The sequence below is a fragment of the Chromobacterium rhizoryzae genome (assembly GCF_020544465.1).
Taxonomy (GTDB): Bacteria; Pseudomonadota; Gammaproteobacteria; order Burkholderiales; family Chromobacteriaceae; genus Chromobacterium.
Genome location: NZ_CP066126.1, coordinates 547675 through 568959 on the forward strand (window position 1 = coordinate 547675; position 21285 = coordinate 568959).

At 60.1% G+C, this 21285-nt stretch carries 17 protein-coding genes and 5 tRNA genes; 18 read left to right on the top strand and 4 right to left on the bottom strand.

The features are described 5' to 3' along the window. The first annotated feature begins 75 nt into the window (after positions 1–75). The gene (locus JC616_RS02480) at positions 76–1860 is read left to right on the top strand and encodes a PglL family O-oligosaccharyltransferase (RefSeq protein WP_227106570.1); all 1785 of its coding nucleotides are present in this window, start codon (positions 76–78) and stop codon (positions 1858–1860) included. A 72-nt stretch (positions 1861–1932) separates the two neighbouring features. Here the strand turns inward: JC616_RS02480 and rpoH are convergent, their stop codons facing one another. The 4 genes from rpoH to ftsY all read right to left on the bottom strand — a co-directional run bounded on the left by rpoH (position 1933) and on the right by ftsY (position 5758). Next, entirely contained in the window at positions 1933–2796 is an 864-nt protein-coding gene (gene rpoH / locus JC616_RS02485; protein ID WP_107797923.1) for an RNA polymerase sigma factor RpoH, read from the bottom strand. 185 nt (positions 2797–2981) lie between these two features. After that, positions 2982–3890, bottom strand: coding sequence for a permease-like cell division protein FtsX (gene ftsX / locus JC616_RS02490; RefSeq protein WP_107797924.1), 909 nt, complete (start codon positions 3888–3890; stop codon positions 2982–2984). Then, the gene (gene ftsE, locus JC616_RS02495; protein WP_043592279.1) at positions 3887–4540 is read right to left on the bottom strand and encodes a cell division ATP-binding protein FtsE; all 654 of its coding nucleotides are present in this window, start codon (positions 4538–4540) and stop codon (positions 3887–3889) included. The genes ftsX and ftsE overlap by 4 nt, the downstream gene beginning before the upstream one ends. 60 nt (positions 4541–4600) lie before the next feature. Beyond that, complete coding sequence (gene ftsY, locus JC616_RS02500) at positions 4601–5758, bottom strand: signal recognition particle-docking protein FtsY (RefSeq protein WP_227106572.1); 1158 nt, start codon at positions 5756–5758, stop codon at positions 4601–4603. Positions 5759–5995: 237 nt separating this feature from the next. Here ftsY and rsmD point away from each other — a divergent pair, with 237 nt between their 5' ends. The 17 genes from rsmD to rpsL all read left to right on the top strand — a co-directional run bounded on the left by rsmD (position 5996) and on the right by rpsL (position 21267). Next, positions 5996–6553, top strand: coding sequence for a 16S rRNA (guanine(966)-N(2))-methyltransferase RsmD (gene rsmD / locus JC616_RS02505; protein ID WP_107797926.1), 558 nt, complete (start codon positions 5996–5998; stop codon positions 6551–6553). A 104-nt stretch (positions 6554–6657) separates the two neighbouring features. Next, a complete protein-coding gene (locus JC616_RS02510) occupies positions 6658–6909 on the top strand; it encodes a YfhL family 4Fe-4S dicluster ferredoxin (protein WP_107797927.1) in 252 nt (83 codons plus the stop codon). 138 nt (positions 6910–7047) lie between these two features. Further along, positions 7048–7132: transfer RNA gene (locus JC616_RS02515), tRNA-Tyr, on the top strand. A 53-nt stretch (positions 7133–7185) separates the two neighbouring features. After that, positions 7186–7259, top strand: a tRNA-Gly gene (locus tag JC616_RS02520). Positions 7260–7281: 22 nt separating this feature from the next. Continuing rightward, a tRNA-Thr gene (locus JC616_RS02525) sits at positions 7282–7356 on the top strand. Between the two features lie 40 nt (positions 7357–7396). Beyond that, on the top strand, positions 7397–8587 hold the full coding sequence (gene tuf, locus JC616_RS02530) for an elongation factor Tu (protein WP_227106574.1): 1191 nt from the start codon (positions 7397–7399) through the stop codon (positions 8585–8587). 10 nt (positions 8588–8597) lie between these two features. Continuing rightward, a tRNA-Trp gene (locus tag JC616_RS02535) sits at positions 8598–8673 on the top strand. A 68-nt stretch (positions 8674–8741) separates the two neighbouring features. After that, positions 8742–9098 (top strand): preprotein translocase subunit SecE, encoded by a 357-nt coding sequence (gene secE / locus JC616_RS02540; protein ID WP_107797905.1) that lies wholly within the window; start codon positions 8742–8744, stop codon positions 9096–9098. Next, positions 9098–9631 (top strand): transcription termination/antitermination protein NusG, encoded by a 534-nt coding sequence (nusG, locus tag JC616_RS02545; protein WP_048411720.1) that lies wholly within the window; start codon positions 9098–9100, stop codon positions 9629–9631. The genes secE and nusG overlap by 1 nt, the downstream gene beginning before the upstream one ends. 99 nt (positions 9632–9730) lie before the next feature. Further along, complete coding sequence (rplK, locus tag JC616_RS02550) at positions 9731–10162, top strand: 50S ribosomal protein L11 (RefSeq protein ID WP_048416070.1); 432 nt, start codon at positions 9731–9733, stop codon at positions 10160–10162. Next, positions 10162–10857, top strand: a complete 696-nt coding sequence (gene rplA / locus JC616_RS02555) for a 50S ribosomal protein L1 (RefSeq protein WP_048416069.1) — start codon at positions 10162–10164, stop codon at positions 10855–10857. Before rplK ends, rplA begins: the two co-directional genes overlap by 1 nt. A gap of 179 nt (positions 10858–11036) precedes the next feature. Continuing rightward, positions 11037–11111, top strand: a tRNA-Thr gene (locus JC616_RS02560). Between the two features lie 86 nt (positions 11112–11197). After that, entirely contained in the window at positions 11198–11695 is a 498-nt protein-coding gene (rplJ, locus tag JC616_RS02565) for a 50S ribosomal protein L10 (RefSeq protein ID WP_107797906.1), read from the top strand. Between the two features lie 36 nt (positions 11696–11731). Then, complete coding sequence (rplL, locus tag JC616_RS02570) at positions 11732–12103, top strand: 50S ribosomal protein L7/L12 (protein WP_019102910.1); 372 nt, start codon at positions 11732–11734, stop codon at positions 12101–12103. Between the two features lie 158 nt (positions 12104–12261). After that, a complete protein-coding gene (gene rpoB / locus JC616_RS02575; protein WP_227106576.1) occupies positions 12262–16437 on the top strand; it encodes a DNA-directed RNA polymerase subunit beta in 4176 nt (1391 codons plus the stop codon). 54 nt (positions 16438–16491) lie between these two features. After that, positions 16492–20688 (top strand): DNA-directed RNA polymerase subunit beta', encoded by a 4197-nt coding sequence (rpoC, locus tag JC616_RS02580; RefSeq protein ID WP_107797908.1) that lies wholly within the window; start codon positions 16492–16494, stop codon positions 20686–20688. 207 nt (positions 20689–20895) lie between these two features. Further along, the gene (gene rpsL, locus JC616_RS02585) at positions 20896–21267 is read left to right on the top strand and encodes a 30S ribosomal protein S12 (protein ID WP_019103491.1); all 372 of its coding nucleotides are present in this window, start codon (positions 20896–20898) and stop codon (positions 21265–21267) included. Positions 21268–21285: the final 18 nt, after the last annotated feature.

The window sequence follows — 21285 nt, forward strand, 5'->3', positions numbered from 1 at the left end:
CCGCCAGGATCCGGTTTGTTTGAGCGCCTGCTTGCGGTATCCTGCGTCCTCCATCTAGCAAACGACTGCCGTAATATGAGCGCTCAAAGATTTTCCACATTCCTGGCGATGCTGGCCCTATGCCTCATCGCCATCCTGCCTTTCGCCTCGCGCATCCACTATGTGCCGCTGCCGCAGTGGTTTGGCGAAATCAATGTGGTCTGGCTGCTGCTGGCGGCGGCGGTCTTCTTGTTGCCTAGCGGATCGTTATTCCGCTACATGCCGCGCAGCGCCTGGTGGTGTCTGGCCATGGGCCTGCTGTGGGCCGGGCAGCCGTTCTGGGTGGAGGCCTTGTTCCCCGGGATGAATTACGCCACCGCCTTGGCCTGGCTGGCTGCGGGCTTGCTCGCGGCGGTCACCGTGTCCTTGCGCGAGGAAATGGGGGAGCGGCCGTTCGCGGTCTGGTTGGCCTGGGCCTTGATTGTGGGCGGCTTGGTGCAGGCGGCGATAGGCGTGGCTCAGTTGACCGGTTACGCCGCGGAGCTGGGCTTGTTTTACGATGGCTCGCATCCTACCAGTAATATTTTTGGCCATATCGGCCAGCGCAATCAATACGCGCATTATTTGATGTGGTCGGTAGTGGCCGGCGTGTATTTGTACGCGGCCGGCCGGCTGCCGCGTTGGGGTTTGGCGATACTGGTGCTCGGCCTGGCCTTGATGTTGGGCTGGGCAGGTTCGCGAACCATTCTATTGTACTTGGTGGCTTTGTCCGGTCTGGCCGCGCTGTGGCATTGGCGCATCGGCAGCGCGGAGTCGCGCCGGATGCTGTGGGCGATGTGGTTGTCTTGCCTGGTAGTATTGGCGATGCAGTTCGCCCTGCCTTGGTTCAATCAGCTGATTTCCTGGCTGACGCATGAAAACTTGCAGAATACTTCCGGCCTGGCCCGTCTGGCGGCCAATGGCGACGATATGGGTTCGCGGCGTTTCGCCGAAATGCACAAAGCATGGTTGAGCTTCCAGTCGCATCCGCTGACGGGGGTGGGTTGGTCGCAGTTTGCCGCGGAGAGCGTGCGTTTGCAGCCTCTGCCGCAATTCGCCGCATCCGGCTTCAACAGCGGCTTGTTCACCAATTCCCATAACCTGGTGCTGCAATTGCTGGCCGAGATGGGCGGCGTGGCCACCTTATTGATCGTCGGCGGTTTTGCCTGGGCGCTGTGGCCGTTCTTTGGCCGACGCGCCACTCTGGAAGGGGTGTTGGCTTTGGGCTGCCTGGCGGTGACGCTGACGCACAGCATGTTGGAGTATCCGCTGTGGTATTACTACTTCCTGGCAATGCTGGTGATCTTCGCCGCAATGGCGCCGCGCGGCGATAGGCAATTGGCTTGGCCGCTGCGTCTGCCGCTGTTCGCGGCGCTGGTCTGGGTGGGTTGGCTGTCGATCAGCAGTCTGTCGATGTTCTGGGAGCTGGTGGGCTTGTATACGCCGACCAATGACGCCAAGCGCGATGCAACGCGGATGGAGCGTCTGATCGAGATCGCGGACACCAAGCCGCTGTTCGCCTACCATGCGCTTTACACCGTGGACGACTACTTGAAAGTAGGGCCGGAGCAACTTGAGCGCAAGCTGACGCTGGAGAACCGGCTGACCGCGTTCCGTCCTTATCCGGAAGTGATGCTGAAGCGCGCGCAGTTGGAAATCTTGGCGGGGAGGCAGGTTCAGGCGGAGCAGACCTTGCGGACGACGCTGGCATCGTTCCCCACTTACGCCGGCGTGTTTCTGGGTACGCTGGACGATGACAGGGCTGAATGGGAACCCCTGCGCGCAGTGGCCCGCGAGGCCTACGCCAAGCTGCCGGCCAAGTACCAGACCATGTTGGAGTAAGCGCTTTCTAGTGCTCGGGACACAAAAAAACCACAGGCTGAGGCCTGTGGTTTTTTATTGAGCGGAAGACGCTTAGCCTTCTATCACCACGCCTTGGCTGAGCGCGGTCTTCATTTTGCCCAAAGCCTTGGCTTCGATCTGGCGGATGCGCTCGGCGGACACGCCGAATTCGGCGGCCAGCTCGTGCAGCGTGGAGCCGCTGTCGTCGGCCAGCCAGCGCGCTTCAACGATGCGGCGGCTGCGCGGGTCCAGCGTGGCCAAAGCCTGTTGCAGGCCTTCGGTCTGCAGATGGTCGAACGCGCGGCGCTCCATCTCGCGGGTGGGCTCATTGTGATGATCGGCCAGCCAGTCGATCGGCGCGTAGCCGTCGTCGTCGTTGTCGTCCGCCAGCAAGGCGATGTCCTGACCGCTCATGCGGGTTTCCATCTCGCGGACTTCTTCCGGCTTGACGCCCAGATCGGCAGCGATTTGGCGGGCCTCGTTTTCCGACAGCGCGGAGAAACTGCTCTTCATGCTGCGCAGGTTGAAGAATAGCTTGCGCTGAGGCTTGGTGGTGGCGATGCGCACCAGGCGCCAGTTGCGCAGGATGAATTCGTGAATCTCGGCCTTGATCCAGTGCACGGCAAAGGAAAACAGGCGCACGCCGCGATCGGGTTCGAAGCGTTTGACGGCTTTCATCAGGCCGATATTGCCTTCCTGAATCAAGTCGGCTTGCGGCAGGCCGTATCCGGAGTAGCCGCGGGAAATCGATACCACCACGCGCAGGTGCGAGAGCACCAGCTGGCGCGCGGCCTCCAGGTCGTTTTGCTCCTGGAAGCGCGTTGCAAGCTCGTTTTCCTGCTCAGGCGTCAGCATGGGTACGCTGTTCACAGCTTGGATGTATTGCTCCAGGCTGCCGCTGGTGGACGGGACGGGCAAAGCAAATGTTGTGGTCATCTGTATAACTACCTCCTTGGGTAGTGATATGTTAGCACTCGTATATGGAGAGTGCTAGCAATGAAAGGTTCCAGCGCCAATGATTTTTTCTATCGTCTCGATAGTAGCGCAGCCGGTGCGCCGACGCCGTTTGCTCTGATTAACAGTTGTTGCGCCGCTTACATGCGCGTGCAAACGGCCGCGTTTCATTTGGGTTCTATCTTGCGCAGATGATGGTCGGAGGCGAGGCGGGCGCCCAGCATCGCCAGCAGGGCGGAGACGGCGACGGCGACTGCCAGTTCGATCGGGTTCAGATTGCGCAGTTCCACCCGTTCGCCGTACAACTGGGCGAATTCGCGAATCGCCGGATTGGCCACCGAGGTCAGCCAACCGGTCAGCGCCCAGGCGGCCAAGCCGGCCAGGATGCCTTGCCACATCGCGTGGTACATGAAGGGGCGGCGGATGAAACTGTCCGGCGCGCCTATCAATTTGGACACCTCGATTTCGTCCTGGCGCGCCAGGATTTGCATCCGGATCGCGTTATTGGTCACCAGCACCAGCGCCAGGCCCAGGGCGATGGCCATGAACCAGGTCAGATGCTTGCCCATTTCCACCATGCCGTACAAACGTTTGGCCCAGTCCGCGTCGAATTGCGCCTGTTCCACCATGGGCAGGCCGGAGAGCTCTTTTTGCAGCATCTCCAGCTCACGCGGCTCCAGCGCCTTCGGCGTGACCACGAAGGCATCCGGTAGCGGATTGCTGTCCAGACCGTCGGCCAGGCCCGGCAGGCCGTTGCGCTTTTCCATATCGGCCAGCGCCTTGCTCTTGCTGACGAAGCTGTAGCTCTTGATTTTGGGGTGATGCGTCAGCGTGGAGGTCACCGCGGCCAGGTCCGCCTCTTCCGATGACTGTTCCATGAACAGGGTGACTTGTGGCGTGGCGCTCAGCCGGCCCACCCAGTCTTGCACGCTGCTGACGGCCAGATAAAGCGAGAGCGGCAAGGCCAGCGCCAGCGACAGCATCAGCAAGGTCAGCAAGCTGCCGAAAGGTTGCCGCAGAATCTTGATCAGCGCGAGTTTGGCACTTTGCCAGTTCAGATAGAGATAATGTTTCATGCGGCAAATTGTCCTTCCCGCAGGCGAATGATTCGGCGGCCGTAGTCTTCCATCAGGGTCTCGTCGTGAGCGGAGATCAATACGGTGACGCCCACTTGGTGGAAGGATTTGAACAATTCCATGATGTCCAGCGCATAGGCGCGGTCCAGGTTGGCGGAAGGTTCGTCGGCCAGCAGGATGCTGGGGCGGTGCACCACGGCGCGGGCGATGCACAGGCGCTGCTGCTCGCCGCCTGACAGGCGGATCGGCATGCTCTTTTCCTTGCCGAGCAGGCCGACTTTGTCCAGCGCGGCGCGCACGCGCTTGGCCGCGTCGCGGCGATCGAAGCCGATGATGTCCAGCGGCAGCATCACGTTGTCGAACACGCTGCGGTCGAACAGGATCTTGTGGTCCTGAAACACCAGGCCGATGTGCTGGCGCACATAGGGGATCTGGCTGGAGCGCAGCTTGGACAGGTTCTGGCCGTTGACGACGACGCCGCCCGCGGTGGCGCGCTCTATGCCGGCGATCAGCTTGAGCAAGGTGGACTTGCCGGCGCCGGAATGGCCGGCGAGGAAGACCATCTCGCCGGTGTCGATGTTGAAAGACAGGTTTTTCAGAGCTTCATTGCCACCTGGGTAGCGCTTGGTGACCTGGTCGAACTGGATCATTATTCTGTTCCCGCGTTAGCTGGTGACGGCAAGAGTGAGAGCTTGCAATGGCTGATGCGTTCAGTCGAACAGCGCGTCGATGTAGTCCTTGGCCTTGAACGGCCGCAGGTCGTCTATGCTTTCGCCCACGCCGACAAAACGCAGCGGAACCGGACGTTGCTTGGCGATGGCCGCGATCACGCCGCCCTTGGCCGTGCCGTCCAGCTTGCTCAGAATCAGCCCGGTCAGGCCGAGGGCGTCGTCGAAGGTCTTGACCTGGGTGATGGCGTTCTGGCCGATATTGGCGTCCAGCACCAGGATGATTTCATGCGGCGCGTCGGGCAAGGCTTTCTGGATCACCCGCTTCACCTTCTTGATTTCCTCCATCAGGTGCAACTGGGTGGGCAGGCGGCCGGCGGTGTCGGCCAGCACGATGTCGATGCCGCGGGCGACCGCGGCCTGGATCGCGTCATAGCAGACGGCGGCGGAGTCGCCGCCTTGCTGGGCGATCACGGTGACGTTGTTGCGTTCGCCCCAGGCCATCAGCTGTTCGCGCGCGGCGGCGCGGAAGGTGTCGCCGGCGGCGAGCAGCACGCTCTTGCCCTGGCTCTGGTAGTACTTGGCCAGCTTGCCTATCGACGTGGTCTTGCCGGCGCCGTTGACGCCGGCCATCATGATGACGAAAGGTTTCTTGCCGCTGACGTCCAGCGGCTTTTCCAGCGGCGAGATCAGGTCGCCGAGCGAATCCTTCAACGCGTCTTTCAGTTCCGAGGCGTCTTTCAGTCCTTTCAGCGAAACGCGCTCGCGCACGTCGCCAAGCAGGTGCAAGGTGGCGTCCACCCCCATGTCGGCGGTGAGCAGCACGGTTTCCAGCTCTTCGTACAGCTCCTCGTCTATCTTGCCGCCGCCAAACAGGCCGGCCAGGGATTTGCCCAGCTTGTCGCGGGTTTTGGACAGCCCGGCCTTCAGGCGTTCGGCCCAGCTCATTTTCTTCAGCGAAAGCGGCTCGGCTTCAAGCGGCTCGGCCGCCGGCGGCGAAGCCGGTGCGATGGGGGCGGGCGTCGGGGGCGTCGGCTCGGGCTGCGCTTGCGGCGGCTCGGGTGTCCGCGTTTCGGACTGGGTGGCTGGCGCGCCCGCATCGGGCAGCGCGGTGGGCTGAATATCGGCCGTCGGCTCCGCAGGGGCGGTTGCCGGAGGCGTGGGCTCGGATTGGGTTTTTCTTTTGAAGAAGCTAAACATGCGTAAAGGCCGGCGGAATTCGGTAAATGGCTAAATTGTATCCTCAAATGGAGGTGCTTACCCAATTGTTGCTGCGCGGCGGGAGACGGAGGCGTCGCATCGTTGAAATCTATATATAAGGAATAGACGGCTTTTTGTGGCGTGAGCGGCGACAGATGGCGGCCGGTTTGCGCGACAATGAGGCGCGACGGCGCGGATCGGGTTACACTCAGCCCCTTGTTTTTTGAGCTTGGAATTATGAGTCAGTCGCGTAACACGGTCAGAATCATCGGTGGCGAGTATCGGCGCCGGCTATTGCCGTTTCCCGACGCTCAGGGTTTACGGCCAACGCCGGACCGTGTGCGGGAGACTTTGTTTAACTGGTTGGGCCAGCAACTGTACGGCAAATCCTGCCTGGATCTTTTCGCCGGAAGCGGGGCTCTGGGCTTTGAGGCGGCTTCGCGCGAGGCGCGGCGCGTGGTGATGGTGGAGAAATCCCGCGTGGTGGCCGAGTCCTTGAAAGCCAACCGGCAGTTATTGTCCGCCGCGAGCATCGATGTGGCGCAGTTCGATGCCCTGGCCTATCTGAAGGGCTGCCGCGATCGTTTCGACGTCGTCTTCGTCGATCCGCCGTTCGACACCGATTTGCTGACGCAGGTTTTGCCTTTGCTGGCTCAGGTGATGAGCGAGGACGGCCTGGCGTATATCGAAAGCCGCCGTTGGCCCGAAGAGCTGCCGGGCTGGGAGGTGCTGAAGCGGGCCAAGGCCGGTCAGGTGCACTACGGTTTGCTGCGCCGGGCGGCGGAGCCGGCCTGAGCGGTTTGCCTGCAGTCAGTCTCATAAATATATAACGGGGCGAACTTGCGAGCCCGACTGTCGGGTGACAAAATTCATGTTGTGGAATACTTGAGGAATTTACTATGTCTTTGATGATTACCGACGAATGCATCAACTGCGACGTCTGTGAGCCGGAGTGCCCCAATAACGCGATTTCCCAAGGCGAGGAAATCTATCAAATCGACCCCAATCTGTGCACCCAGTGCGTCGGCCACTACGACGAGCCGCAATGCCAGCAGGTCTGTCCGGTCGATTGCATCCCTCTGGATCCGTCTCACGAGGAGACTCAAGAGGTCTTGCATCAGAAGTATCTGCGGATATCCGGCCAGGCGTGACGCGCTAAGTTTTTGAATTTATTGGAAGCGCCCCGGGTTTGCCGGGGCGCTTTGCTTTTGCGGGCAAAATAATTAGAAAAAAATGCAAAAACCGGTTGACGGCCATCGGGGCTATCTATAATATTCGGGTCTCTTTCAGGAGGGATTCCCGAGCGGTCAAAGGGATCAGACTGTAAATCTGACGGCTCTGCCTTCGAAGGTTCGAATCCTTCTCCCTCCACCAGAATTTAGCGTCTTGGCGTGTGCGATGAAAGTCGCTCGAGGTTGTTGTTGCAGGCGGGTGTAGCTCAATGGTAGAGCAGAAGCCTTCCAAGCTTACGACGAGGGTTCGATTCCCTTCACCCGCTCCAAGCGTGTAGCCTGTTTTAAAGGGCCCATGTAGCTCAGGGGTAGAGCACTCCCTTGGTAAGGGAGAGGTCGGCAGTTCAATTCTGCCCATGGGCACCACCATTTACTTTGTGTTGTTTCGTATCCAGGAAATTTTGCCATGGCTAAGGAAAAGTTCGAGCGGACTAAACCGCACGTAAACGTCGGCACCATCGGTCACGTGGACCATGGTAAAACCACTCTGACCGCTGCGATCACCACTATTCTGTCGAAGAAGTTCGGTGGCGAAGCCAAGGACTACTCCCAGATCGACAGCGCGCCGGAAGAGAAGGCTCGCGGTATTACCATTAATACCGCTCACGTAGAATACGAAACCGAGTCCCGCCACTACGCTCACGTAGACTGCCCGGGTCACGCCGACTACGTTAAGAACATGATTACCGGTGCTGCCCAGATGGACGGCGCTATCCTGGTGTGCTCGGCCGCTGACGGTCCGATGCCGCAAACCCGCGAACACATCCTGCTGTCCCGTCAGGTTGGCGTTCCGTACATCATCGTGTTCCTGAACAAGGCCGACCTGGTGGACGACGCTGAGCTGCTGGAACTGGTTGAAATGGAAGTTCGCGATCTGCTGTCTTCCTACGACTTCCCGGGCGACGACACCCCGGTGGTAATCGGCTCCGCTCGTCTGGCGCTGGAAGGCGACCAGTCCGAATACGGCGAACCGGCCATCTTCAAGCTGGCTGCTGCTCTGGATTCCTACATCCCGACTCCGGAACGCGCCATCGACAAGCCGTTCCTGCTGCCGATCGAAGACGTGTTCTCGATCTCCGGCCGTGGCACCGTGGTAACCGGTCGCGTAGAGCGCGGCATTGTTAAAGTCGGCGAAGAACTGGAAATCGTGGGCTTGAAGGCTACCGCGAAGACCACTTGCACCGGCGTGGAAATGTTCCGCAAGCTGCTGGACCAAGGTCAAGCTGGCGACAACGTGGGCGTGCTGCTGCGCGGCACCAAGCGTGAAGACGTTGAGCGTGGTCAGGTGTTGGCTAAGCCGGGTTCCATCACCCCGCACACCAAGTTCCAGGCTTCGGTATACGTACTGAGCAAAGACGAAGGTGGCCGTCACACCCCGTTCTTCGCGAACTACCGTCCGCAGTTCTACTTCCGCACCACCGACGTAACGGGCGCCGTTACCCTGTCGGAAGGCGTGGAAATGGTAATGCCGGGCGACAACGTGGAGATCACTGTTGAGCTGATCGCTCCGATCGCCATGGAAGATGGTCTGCGTTTCGCCATCCGCGAAGGCGGTCGTACCGTCGGCGCCGGTGTGGTAGCTAAGATCATCGCTTAATCAGGTTTAAAGGCCAGTAGCTCAATTGGTAGAGTATCGGTCTCCAAAACCGAGGGTTGGGGGTTCGAGACCCTCCTGGCCTGCCAATTAAGACCAGCCGGCGCTTGTGCGCCGGTTGGTCTTTTGTCGCATACGCGCAAGAGAAGATATCGACATGGAAATGCAAGATAAAATCAAGCTGGCGCTGGCCGGTTTGCTGGTGGCGGCCGGTATCGTCGGCTTTTACATGATTCCGGCGGATCAGGGTATTTTGCGCGCGCTTTCGTTTGTGGCCGGCGTGATTCTGGCGGTTGGGGCGGTTTGGCTGTCGCAGCCGGGCAAGAGTTTCGTCACTTACGCCAACGAGTCTCTGGTCGAGGCTCGTAAGGTGGTGTGGCCCACTCGCAAAGAGGCGATGCAGATGACCGGCATGGTGTTTGTTTTCGTGCTGGTGCTGGCCTTGTTCATGTGGTTGGTGGACTCCAGTCTGTCCTGGTTGTTTTATGATGTGATTCTCGGTCGAGGTAAATAATGGCAATGCGCTGGTATGTGGTTCACGCTTATTCTGGCTTTGAAAAAAGCGTGCAAAAGGCGTTGCGCGAGCGCATCGAGCGTTCTCATGTCGCCGATCAATTTGGTCAAATCCTGGTGCCGGTGGAAGAGGTTGTCGACGTCAAGAATGGCCGTCGCTCCATTACCGAGCGCAAGTTTTTCCCGGGCTATGTGTTGGTCGAGATGGAAATGACCGACGATACCTGGCATCTGGTCAAGAGCACGCCGAAAGTGACCGGTTTTGTTGGCGGTACCGCCAACCGCCCGGCGCCGATTTCCAAGAAGGAAGTCGAGGCCATCATGCAGCAGATGCAAGAGGGCGTGGAAAAGCCGAAGCCGAAGGTGCTGTTCGAAGTGGGCGAGAAGGTGCGCGTCATCGACGGCCCGTTCAACGACTTCAACGGTTCGGTCGACGAAGTGAACTACGAGCGCAACAAGCTGCGCGTGTCGGTGCAGATTTTTGGCCGCGACACCCCGGTTGAGCTCGAATTCAGTCAGGTTGAGAAGTTGTAAGTCTGCCTCTTGGCAAGCTTTTTTTAAGCGTGTATACTGTTGCGCTTTCGTCGGGAAGCGAGTTGACGCTCGCGCTATACCCAAACTAGGAGTTTAATCGTGGCAAAGAAAATTGTCGGCTATATCAAGCTGCAAGTGCCCGCTGGCAAAGCCAACCCGTCGCCGCCGATCGGTCCGGCCCTGGGTCAGCGTGGTCTGAACATCATGGAATTCTGCAAGGCGTTCAACGCCGCGACCCAAGGCGTTGAGCCGGGTCTGCCGATTCCCGTAGTGATTACCGCATTCGCGGACAAGTCCTTCACCTTCGTGATGAAGACCCCGCCGGCCACCATCCTTCTGAAGAAGGCTGCTGGCATCAAGTCCGGTTCGGCCAAGGCCAATACCGACAAGGTGGGTAAAGTGACTCGCGCTCAGCTGGAAGAAATCGCCAAGACCAAGCAGCCGGATCTGACCGCTGCCGATCTGGACGCCGCTGTTCGCACCATCGCCGGCTCCGCCCGTTCGATGGGTCTGGAAGTGGAGGGCGTGTAATGGCTAAGGTTTCCAAGCGCTTGCAAGCTCTGAAGGCTGGCGTTGATCGCAACAAGCTGTACGCTATCGACGAAGCGATCTCCCTGGTGAAAGCCGCCGCCACCGCCAAATTCGACGAGTCCATCGACGTGGCCGTGAATCTGGGCGTGGATCCGCGTAAATCCGACCAAGTGGTTCGTGGTTCCGTGGTTCTGCCGCGCGGCACCGGCAAGTCCGTACGCGTTGCCGTGTTCGCTCAAGGCGCGAACGCTGAAGCCGCTAAAGCCGCTGGCGCCGAAGTCGTTGGTTTCGACGATCTGGCCGAGCAGGTTAAAGCCGGCAATCTGGACTTCGACATCGTGATCGCCTCCCCGGACGCCATGCGCGTTGTGGGTCAGCTGGGTCAGATCCTGGGCCCGCGCGGCCTGATGCCGAACCCGAAGGTGGGCACCGTGACCCCGAACGTAGCCGAGGCCGTGAAAAACGCCAAGGCCGGTCAGGTTCAGTACCGTACCGACAAGGCCGGTATCGTTCACGCCACCATCGGCCGTGCTTCTTTCGAAGCCGAAGCTCTGCGTGAAAACTTCTCCGCTCTGGTTGATGCCCTGGTGAAAGCCAAGCCGGCAGCTTCCAAGGGCGTGTATCTGAAAAAGATCGCCGTATCCAGCACCATGGGTGTCGGCGCTCGTGTAGATACCAACTCGATCAGCGCTTAATCGCTGTTTGAGTTTGGCGGGGCGGTTCGCCGCCTCGCCAAGGCTTTGGGCTGGCAAGTTCGCTTGCCAGGTTGTCAAAGACCGTAGGCGCCGAAAGGCTTAATCGCAGATTTGCCGGTATGGAAGTCCGCACCCTACGCAGATGGTGTACCCGAAACAGGCTTCTGAACAAAGTTCAAGCTCATGTAGCTCAGGGGTAGAGCACTCCCTTGGTAAGGGAGAGGTCGGCGGTTCAATTCCGCCCATGAGCACCAGTTCTTTATGATGTCTCCTGATGTAGGTCGCCGCTGCAAAGCGAAGCGAAAATCCTTTCGCTTCATTTCAGTCTAGGAGGTAGACCTTGAGTCTCAATATCGAAGATAAAAAGGCGGTCGTAGCTGAAGTATCTGCCACGCTGGCAGACGCTCAGACCCTCGTTATCGCTGAATATCGGGGCATCGAGGTAAGCAGCATGACCAAACTCCGCGCTCAGGCGCGCGAGAATGGCGTATACCTGCGCGTTCTGAAGAACACGCTGGTTCGCCGTGCTGTGGAAGGCACTCCGTTTGCCGGTCTGGCTGACCAAATGGTCGGCCCGCTGGTTTACGCTGTTTCCACCGACCCGGTAGCTGCTGCCAAGGTGCTGCATCAATATGCCAAGGCTGACGACAAAATCATCGTCAAAGCAGGTTCCTACGATGGCCAGGTGCTGAACGCCGCTCAGGTTGCTGAGCTCGCGTCCATCCCGAGCCGCGAAGAACTGCTGTCCAAGCTTCTCTACGTTATGCAGGCTCCGGTCGCTGGCTTCGCCCGCGCGCTGGCCGCCCTGTCCGACAAGAAGCAAGCCGAAGCCGCTTAACTTATTTGATTCTTATAGAATTCAGGAGATTTTCACATGGCAATCACCAAAGAAGACATCCTCGAGGCCGTTGCTGGTCTGACCGTGATGGAACTGAACGACCTGGTTAAGGCGTTCGAAGAGAAGTTCGGCGTTTCCGCCGCTGCTGTTGCTGTTGCTGGCCCGGCTGGCGCCGGCGCTGCTGCCGCTGAAGAAAAAACCGAGTTTGACGTTATCCTGACTGGCGCTGGCGACAACAAGGTTGGCGTGATCAAGGTTGTGCGCGCAATCACCGGTCTGGGCCTGAAAGAAGCCAAAGACCTGGTTGACGGCGCTCCGAAAGCCCTGAAAGAAGGCGTGGCGAAGGCTGAAGCCGACGACATCCTGAAACAGCTGACCGAAGCCGGTGCTAAGGCTGAAATCAAATAATCTTCTTTGAAAAAAGAGGGTGAGGCTGGCGGAGAAATCCGCCAGCCTTATTGCGCTTGTAGTTGGCCGAAACGAAGAAGGTAAAAGCCAGCAATTATTGAGCGTGGCTGCTGACTTTTGGTTTCTTGCTTGCGCCACCCCACCTCGATGGAGACTCTATGAGTTATTCGTTTACTGAGAAGAAGCGTATTCGTAAAAGTTTTGCGAAGCGTGCCAGTGTTCTCGATGTCCCATTCCTGTTGGCGACCCAGATTGATTCCTACACCGAATTTCTCCAGTTGGGTGTGCCGCTTGACCAGCGTAGGGATGTGGGCCTTCAGGCTGCGTTCAAATCGATCTATCCGATCATCAGCCATAATGGCTATGCGCGTCTGGACTTCGCTCATTACGTCTTGGGCGAGCCGCCGTTCGACGTGCAGGAGTGCCAGCTGCGCGGCATTACCTACGCCGCTCCGTTGCGTGCGCGCATCCGCCTGACCATCTTCGACAAAGAGTCTTCCAAGCCGGTGGTGAAGGAAGTGCGCGAGAACGAAGTGTACATGGGCGAAATCCCGCTGATGACGACCAATGGTTCGTTCATCATCAACGGCACCGAGCGCGTCATCGTTTCTCAGTTGCATCGTTCCCCGGGCGTGTTCTTCGAGCACGACCGCGGCAAGACTCATTCCTCCGGCAAACTGTTGTTCTCCGCCCGCGTGATTCCTTACCGCGGTTCCTGGCTGGACTTCGAGTTTGACCCGAAAGACCTGCTGTACTTCCGTATCGACCGTCGCCGCAAGATGCCGGTGACCATCCTGCTGAAGGCGCTGGGTTACACCAACGAAGAAATCCTGTCCGAGTTCTACAGCTTCGACACCTTCTACCTGACCAAGAGCGGCGTGTTCATGCGCGTGGTTCCGGATCGTCTGAAGGGCGAAGTGGCCAAGTTCGACATCGTTGCCGCCGACGGCAAGCTGATCGTGGCCAAGGACAAGCGTATTACCGCCAAGCACATCCGCGACATCCAGACCGCTGAGCTGGACCGCATCGAAGTGCCGGCCGACGCGCTGCTGGGCAAGGTGCTGGCGCACAACGTCGCCAACGCCGACACCGGCGAGCTGATTTCGCGCGCCAATGACGAAGTGACCGAGGAAGTGCTGGCCAAGCTGGCGCTGGCCGATATCCAGCAGGTGGAAGTGTTGTTCACCAACGATCTGGATCAGGGCTCCTACATCTCCCAGACGCTGCGCGCCGACGACATCCAGGACCAGCTGCAGGCCCGCGTGGCCATCTACCGCATGATGCGTCCGGGCGAACCGCCGACGGAAGACGCGGTGGAAGCGCTGTTCCAGCGTCTGTTCTTCAGCGAAGAAACCTACGATCTGTCGCGCGTGGGCCGCATGAAGTTCAGCTCGCGCACCTACCAGTACAAATTCGACGACAAGACCCCTGAGTGGTTCAAGGTGCTGATCGGCGAGAAGTTCGCCGAGCGTCGCGATGTGATGGAAGGCACGCTGTCGACTGAAGACATCGTGTCCGTGATCGCCATCCTGACCGAGCTGCGCAATGGCCGCGGCGAAGTGGACGATATCGATCACCTGGGCAACCGTCGCGTGCGTTCGGTGGGCGAACTGGCCGAAAACCAGTTCCGCGCCGGCCTGGTGCGCGTGGAGCGCGCGGTCAAGGAACGCCTGAATCAGGCGGAATCCGACAACCTGATGCCGCACGACCTGATCAACGCCAAGCCGGTGTCCGCCGCGATCAAGGAGTTCTTCGGCTCCTCGCAGCTGTCCCAGTTCATGGACCAGACCAACCCGCTGTCGGAAATCACCCACAAGCGCCGCGTATCGGCTCTTGGCCCGGGCGGTCTGACCCGCGAACGCGCCGGCTTCGAAGTGCGCGACGTACACCCGACCCACTACGGCCGCGTGTGCCCGATCGAAACGCCGGAAGGCCCGAACATCGGTCTGATCAACTCCTTGTCCGTCTATGCGCGCACCAATGAGTTCGGCTTCCTGGAAACCCCGTACCGCAAGGTAGTGGACAGCAAGGTCACCAACGAGATCGACTACCTGTCCGCGATCGAAGAAGGCCGCTACGTGATTGCTCAGGCCAACGCCGAGCTGAGCGAAGAAGGCGCGCTGATCGACGAGCTGGTGACCTGCCGCGAGAAGGGCGAAACCATTCTGGCGACTCCGGACCGCGTACAGTACATGGACGTGGCCACCGGTCAGGTGGTGTCCGTCGCCGCTTCGCTGATTCCGTTCCTGGAACACGATGACGCCAACCGCGCATTGATGGGCGCCAACATGCAGCGCCAGGCCGTGCCTTGCCTGCGTCCGGAAAAAGCCCTGGTGGGCACCGGCATCGAGCGCTCGGTGGCGGTTGACTCCGGCACCACCGTGGTGGCGCGCCGCGGCGGCGTGGTCGACTATGTCGACGCGACCCGCGTGGTGGTTCGCGTCAACGACGAAGAAGCCGTTGCCGGCGAAGTGGGCGTGGACATCTACAACCTGACCAAGTTCACCCGCTCCAACCAGAACACCAACATCAACCAGCGTCCGGTGGTGAAAGTGGGCGACCACATCGCCCGCGGCGACGTGGTGGCCGACGGCGCCTCCACCGACTTGGGCGAGCTGGCGCTGGGTCAGAACATGACCATCGCCTTCATGCCGTGGAACGGTTACAACTACGAGGACTCGATCCTGATCTCGGAGAAGCTGGTCGCCGAAGACCGCTACACCTCGATCCATATCGAAGAACTGTCCGTGGTTGCCCGCGACACCAAGCTGGGCCCCGAGGAAATCACCCGCGACATCCCGAACCTGTCCGAGCGCATGGCCGGCCGTCTGGATGAATCCGGCATCGTGTACATCGGCGCCGAAGTCGAAGCCGGCGACGTGCTGGTGGGCAAGGTGACGCCTAAGGGCGAAACCCAGCTGACCCCGGAAGAGAAGCTGCTGCGCGCGATCTTCGGCGAGAAGGCTTCCGACGTGAAGGACACCTCGCTGCGCGTGCCGACCGGCACCGTGGGCACCGTGATCGACGTTCAGGTGTTCACCCGCGAAGGCATTGAGCGCGACAAGCGCGCCCAGTCCATCATCGATTCGGAACTGAAGCGCTATCGCCTGGACCTGAACGACCAGTTGCGTATTTTCGACAACGACGCCTTCAGCCGTATCGAGCGTCTGATCGTCGGCAAAGTGGCCAACGGCGGTCCGAAGCGTCTGGTGAAAGGCACTGTGATCGATCAGGAATACCTGGCCGATCTGCCGTCCAAGCACGACTGGTTCGACATCCGCATGGCCGATGAAGACATCGCCAAGCAGCTGGAACTGATCAAGGAAAGCCTGGCGCAGAAGCGCGAAGAATTCGACCTCAAGTTCGAAGACAAGAAGCGCAAGCTGACCCAGGGCGACGAGCTGCCGCCGGGCGTGCAGAAGATGGTCAAGGTTTACCTGGCCGTTAAGCGCCGCCTGCAGGCCGGCGACAAGATGGCCGGCCGTCACGGCAACAAGGGCGTGGTATCGCGCATCCTGCCGATCGAAGACATGCCTTACATGGGCGACGGCCGTCCGGTCGACATCGTGCTGAACCCGCTGGGCGTACCGTCGCGTATGAACATCGGTCAGATCCTGGAAGTGCATCTGGGTTGGGCCGCCAAGGGTATCGGCGAGCGAATCGACCGCATGATCACGGATCAGCAGAACGCTTCCTTGGTGCGCGGCTATCTGGAGCGCATCTACAACGAAGCGGGCAAGGTCGAGGACATCGCCTCGCTGAGCGACAACGAAGTGCTGGCCCTGGCGGACAATCTGCGCAAGGGCATGCCGTTCGCGACGCCGGTGTTCGACGGCGCCAAGGAGACCGAGATCAAGCACATGCTGGATCTGGCCTACCCGGATGCTGACCCGCTGACCGAGAAAATGGGCTTTAATGAGTCCAAGACCCAGATGACCCTGTACGACGGCCGCTCCGGCGAAGCCTTCGACCGCAAGGTCACCGTGGGCGTGATGCACTATCTGAAGCTGCATCACCTGGTCGACGACAAGATGCACGCGCGTTCCACCGGCCCGTACTCGCTGGTGACTCAGCAGCCGCTGGGCGGTAAGGCCCAGTTCGGCGGCCAGCGTTTCGGTGAGATGGAGGTTTGGGCGCTGGAAGCTTACGGCGCCGCCTACACCCTGCAGGAAATGCTGACCGTGAAGTCGGACGATGTGACCGGTCGTACCAAGGTGTACGAGAACATCGTCAAGGGCGAGCACAAGATCGATGCCGGCATGCCGGAATCCTTCAACGTGCTGGTGAAGGAAATCCGTTCGCTCGGCCTCGACATGGACCTGGAACGTTATTGATTGGGTTGAATGGGCGCGGCAAGCCGCCGCGCCTGTCCCCTGACTGGAGACGCAATGAAAGCTCTGCTCGACCTCTTTAAGCAAGTTACGCAAGAAGAAGAGTTTGATGCGATTAAGATCGGCATCGCCTCGCCTGACAAGATCCGTTCCTGGTCTTATGGTGAAGTAAAAAAGCCTGAAACCATCAACTATCGTACCTTCAAACCGGAACGCGACGGCCTGTTCTGCGCGCGCATCTTCGGACCGGTGAAGGACTATGAGTGCTTGTGCGGCAAGTACAAGCGCCTGAAGCATCGCGGCGTGATCTGCGAGAAGTGCGGCGTGGAAGTCACCTTGTCCAAGGTGCGTCGCGAACGCATGGGCCACATCGAGCTGGCCAGCCCGACCGCGCACATCTGGTTCCTGAAGTCGCTGCCGTCGCGTCTGGGCATGGTGCTGGACATGACGCTGCGCGACATCGAACGCGTGCTGTACTTCGAAGCGTTCGTGGTGACCGATCCGGGCATGACCCCGCTGCAATACCGTCAGCTGCTGACCGAAGAGGACTTCCTGGACAAGGAAGACCAGTACGGTGAAGAGTTCGTCGCCATGATGGGCGCCGAAGCGGTCAAGGAATTGCTGAAGAAGCTGAACCTGGACAGCGAGATCGAGACTCTGCGCGCCGAACTCAAGGCCACCAGCTCCGACACCAAGATCAAGAAGATCTCCAAGCGCCTGAAAGTGCTGGAGGCCTTCCAACGTTCCGGCATGAAGCCGGAATGGATGATCCTGGAAGTGCTGCCGGTGCTGCCGCCGGAACTGCGTCCGCTGGTGCCGCTGGACGGCGGTCGCTTCGCGACTTCCGATCTGAACGATCTGTACCGCCGCGTGATCAACCGTAACAACCGTCTGAAGCGCCTGCTGGAACTGCGCGCGCCGGACATCATCGTGCGCAACGAGAAGCGCATGCTGCAGGAATCGGTTGACTCGCTGCTGGACAACGGCCGTCGCGGCAAGGCGATGACCGGCGCCAACAAGCGTCCGCTGAAGTCGCTGGCCGACATGATCAAGGGCAAGGGCGGTCGTTTCCGTCAGAACTTGCTGGGTAAGCGCGTGGACTACTCCGGTCGTTCCGTGATTACCGTGGGCCCGACCCTGCGTCTGCATCAGTGCGGCCTGCCTAAGAAAATGGCGCTGGAACTGTTCAAGCCCTTCATCTTCCACAAGCTGGAAGTGATGGGTCTGGCCTCCACCATCAAGGCGGCCAAGAAGCTGGTAGAGCAGGAAGTGCCGGAAGTCTGGGACATCCTGGAAGACGTGATCCGCGAGCATCCGGTGCTGCTGAACCGCGCGCCGACGCTGCACCGCCTGGGTATTCAGGCGTTCGAGCCGGTGCTGATCGAAGGCAAGGCCATCCAACTGCACCCGCTGGTCTGCGCGGCGTTCAACGCCGACTTTGACGGTGACCAGATGGCTGTTCACGTGCCGCTGTCGCTGGAAGCGCAGATGGAAGCCCGCACCCTGATGCTGGCCACCAACAACGTGCTGTCCCCGGCCAACGGCGACCCGATTATCGTGCCGTCACAGGATATCGTGTTGGGTCTGTACTACATGACCCGCGATAAGGTGAACGGCAAGGGCGAAGGCATGGTGTTTGCGGACACCAAGGAAGTGCATCGCGCCTACGAAACCCGTCAGGTTGAGCTGGCGACGCGCATCACCGTGCGTCTGCGCGAGTGGGAAAAAGACGAGCAGGGCGAGTTCCAGCCGGTGATCAAGCGTTACGACACCACCGTGGGCCGCGCCATTCTGTCCGACATCCTGCCGAAAGGCCTGCCGTTCGAGCACATCAACAAGGCGCTGAAGAAGAAGGAAATCTCCAAGCTGATCAACGTATCGTTCCGCCGTTGCGGCATCCGCGATACCGTGATCTTCGCCGACCAGTTGATGTACACCGGTTTCGCCTACTCCACTCGCGGCGGCATCTCCATTTGCGTGGACGATATGCAGATCCCGGCCAAGAAGGTCGACCTGCTCGCCGACGCGCAGAAGGAAGTCAAAGAGATCGAAGAGCAGTACCGTCAAGGTCTGGTGACCCAGGGCGAACGCTACAACAAGGTAGTGGACATCTGGGGCCGCACCGGCGACAAGATCGCCAAGGCGATGATGGACGAGCTGTCCAAGCAGAAGGTGCTGGACCGCGAAGGCAAGGAAGTCGATCAGGAATCCTTCAACTCCATTTACATGATGGCCGACTCGGGCGCGCGGGGTTCCGCCGCCCAGATCAAGCAGCTGGCCGGCATGCGGGGTCTGATGGCCAAGCCGGACGGCTCGATTATCGAGACGCCGATTACCGCGAACTTCCGCGAAGGCCTGACCGTACTGCAGTACTTTATTTCCACTCACGGTGCGCGTAAGGGTCTGGCGGATACCGCTTTGAAGACCGCGAACTCCGGTTACCTGACGCGTCGTTTGGTCGACGTGACCCAGGACTTGGTGGTGATCGAGGACGATTGCGGCACCAGCAACGGCTTCACCATGAAGGCCGTGCTGCAAGGCGGCGACGTGATCGAACCGCTGCGCGACCGCATCCTGGGCCGCGTGGCCGCGATCGACCTGGTGGATCCGTCCACCGGCGAGACCGTGATCGAAGCCGGCACCCTGCTGGACGAGCATCTGGTGGACGTGGTGGACAGCCTGGGCATCGACGAAGTGAAGGTGCGTACCGCCATCACTTGCGACACCCGCTACGGCCTGTGCGCCAAGTGCTATGGTCGCGACCTGGCGCGCGGCAAGCGCGTCAACGCCGGCGAAGCCATCGGCGTGATCGCCGCCCAGTCCATTGGCGAACCGGGCACCCAGCTGACCATGCGTACCTTCCACATCGGTGGCGCGGCGTCGCGAAACGCGGCCGCCAGCCAGGTGGAGGGCAAGTCCAACGGCACCGTGCGCTTCTCCAGTCAGATGCGCTATGTGGCGAACACCAAGGGCGAGCTGATCGTCATCACCCGCTCCGGCGAAGTGGTGATCCACGACGATATGGGCCGTGAGCGCGAGCGTCACAAAGTGCCGTACGGCGCGACCCTGATGGTCACCGACGGTCTGGTGATCAAGGCGGGCGCGGTGTTGGCCACTTGGGACCCGCACACCCGTCCGATCATCACCGAGTACGCGGGCCGCGTGAAGTTCGAAAACGTGGAAGAGGGCAACACCGTAGCCAAGCAGACCGACGAAGTGACGGGTCTGTCGACGCTGGTGGTGATCGATCCGAAGCGCCGCGCCGGTTCGCAGTCCAAGATGCTGCGTCCTCTGGTGAAGCTGCTGGACGACAACGGCAACGAAGTGAAGCTGGCCGGTTCCGAAGCCTCGGTATCGATCACCTTCCAGGTGGGCGCCATTATCACGGTGCGCGACGGTCAGGAAGTGGGCAAGGGCGAAGTGCTGGCCCGCATCCCGCAAGAATCGTCCAAGACCCGCGATATTACCGGTGGTCTGCCGCGTGTGGCCGAGCTGTTCGAAGCGCGTTCGCCGAAAGACGCCGGCATGCTGGCGGAAGTGACCGGTACGATTTCCTTCGGCAAGGACACCAAGGGCAAGCAGCGCCTGATCATCACCGATCTGGAAGGCAATGGTTACGAAAACCTGATCCCGAAAGACAAGCACGTGCTGGTGCACGACGGTCAGGTGGTGAACCGCGGCGAATCCATCGTCGACGGTCCGGTGGATCCGCACGACATTCTGCGTCTGCAGGGTATCGAGGCCTTGGCTCGCTACATCGTTCAAGAGGTGCAGGAGGTGTATCGTCTGCAGGGCGTGAAGATCAACGACAAGCACATCGAGGTGATCATTCGCCAGATGCTGCGTCGCGTGATCATCTCCGACAGCGGCGACACCGAGTTCATCCAGGGCGAGCAGGTGGAACGCGCCGACGCGCTGGAAATGAACGACAAGATGCTGGCGGAAGGCCGTGAGCCTGCGCAGTACGAAAACGTGCTGCTGGGTATCACCAAGGCGTCCTTGTCCACCGACTCCTTCATCTCCGCGGCTTCCTTCCAGGAAACCACCCGCGTGCTGACCGAAGCGGCGATCATGGGCAAGAAGGACGACTTGCGCGGCCTGAAGGAAAACGTGATCGTCGGTCGTCTGATCCCGGCGGGTACCGGCCTGGCTTACCACCGCACCCGTCGCGGTTCGACGCAGCATACGCTGGAAGCGGCCGAAGCTCAGTTCTTCGACATCGCCCCGGCCGACGCGCTCGACAGCAACGAATAACGCTTAGTCGTCCTGGCCGGAAAGGGGCGGAATTGCCCGCCTCGGAAGGCCCTGACGCAAAGTGTTGAAAAAACGCTGCCCTATCAACGGTTAAGGTGATGGGGCGGCGTTGTTTTCATTGACGGTAGGACGTTGACTAAAATATAATCCTCCGTCCTTTCTGGCGGCGTGTTGCCGCTGGAGAGCTTCAACTAGGAACTGATAGTAATGCCAACCATTAACCAACTCGTTCGCAAAGGCCGCGTCGCCATCAAGGCGAAGAGCAAGGTGCCTGCGCTGGAAGCCTGCCCGCAGAAGCGTGGCGTGTGCACCCGTGTCTACACCACCACTCCGAAGAAGCCGAACTCGGCTCTGCGTAAAGTGTGCAAGGTTCGTCTGACCAACGGTTTCGAAGTGATTTCCTACATTGGTGGTGAAGGCCACAACCTGCAGGAACACTCCGTAGTGCTGCTCCGCGGCGGTCGTGTAAAAGACTTGCCGGGTGTTCGCTACCACACCGTTCGCGGCTCCCTCGACACCGCAGGTGTTAAAGACCGTAAACAGGCTCGTTCCAAGTACGGCGCCAAGCGTCCCAAGTAATTGGGTTGCACTCAAGGC

What these genes read in the sequence shown, in the direction of transcription:
- rpoB (WP_227106576.1), top strand. Translation starts at nt 12,262, where the DNA reads ATGAGTTATTCGTTTACTGAGAAGAAGCGTATTCGTAAAAGTTTTGCG.
- rpoH (WP_107797923.1), bottom strand. Translation starts at nt 2,796, where the DNA reads ATGACCACAACATTTGCTTTGCCCGTCCCGTCCACCAGCGGCAGCCTG.
- ftsE (WP_043592279.1), bottom strand. Translation starts at nt 4,540, where the DNA reads ATGATCCAGTTCGACCAGGTCACCAAGCGCTACCCAGGTGGCAATGAA.
- rplL (WP_019102910.1), top strand. Translation starts at nt 11,732, where the DNA reads ATGGCAATCACCAAAGAAGACATCCTCGAGGCCGTTGCTGGTCTGACC.
- tuf (WP_227106574.1), top strand. Translation starts at nt 7,397, where the DNA reads ATGGCTAAGGAAAAGTTCGAGCGGACTAAACCGCACGTAAACGTCGGC.
- secE (WP_107797905.1), top strand. Translation starts at nt 8,742, where the DNA reads ATGGAAATGCAAGATAAAATCAAGCTGGCGCTGGCCGGTTTGCTGGTG.
- rpoC (WP_107797908.1), top strand. Translation starts at nt 16,492, where the DNA reads ATGAAAGCTCTGCTCGACCTCTTTAAGCAAGTTACGCAAGAAGAAGAG.
- JC616_RS02510 (WP_107797927.1), top strand. Translation starts at nt 6,658, where the DNA reads ATGTCTTTGATGATTACCGACGAATGCATCAACTGCGACGTCTGTGAG.
- rpsL (WP_019103491.1), top strand. Translation starts at nt 20,896, where the DNA reads ATGCCAACCATTAACCAACTCGTTCGCAAAGGCCGCGTCGCCATCAAG.
- JC616_RS02480 (WP_227106570.1), top strand. Translation starts at nt 76, where the DNA reads ATGAGCGCTCAAAGATTTTCCACATTCCTGGCGATGCTGGCCCTATGC.
- rsmD (WP_107797926.1), top strand. Translation starts at nt 5,996, where the DNA reads ATGAGTCAGTCGCGTAACACGGTCAGAATCATCGGTGGCGAGTATCGG.
- ftsY (WP_227106572.1), bottom strand. Translation starts at nt 5,758, where the DNA reads ATGTTTAGCTTCTTCAAAAGAAAAACCCAATCCGAGCCCACGCCTCCG.
- nusG (WP_048411720.1), top strand. Translation starts at nt 9,098, where the DNA reads ATGGCAATGCGCTGGTATGTGGTTCACGCTTATTCTGGCTTTGAAAAA.
- rplA (WP_048416069.1), top strand. Translation starts at nt 10,162, where the DNA reads ATGGCTAAGGTTTCCAAGCGCTTGCAAGCTCTGAAGGCTGGCGTTGAT.
- ftsX (WP_107797924.1), bottom strand. Translation starts at nt 3,890, where the DNA reads ATGAAACATTATCTCTATCTGAACTGGCAAAGTGCCAAACTCGCGCTG.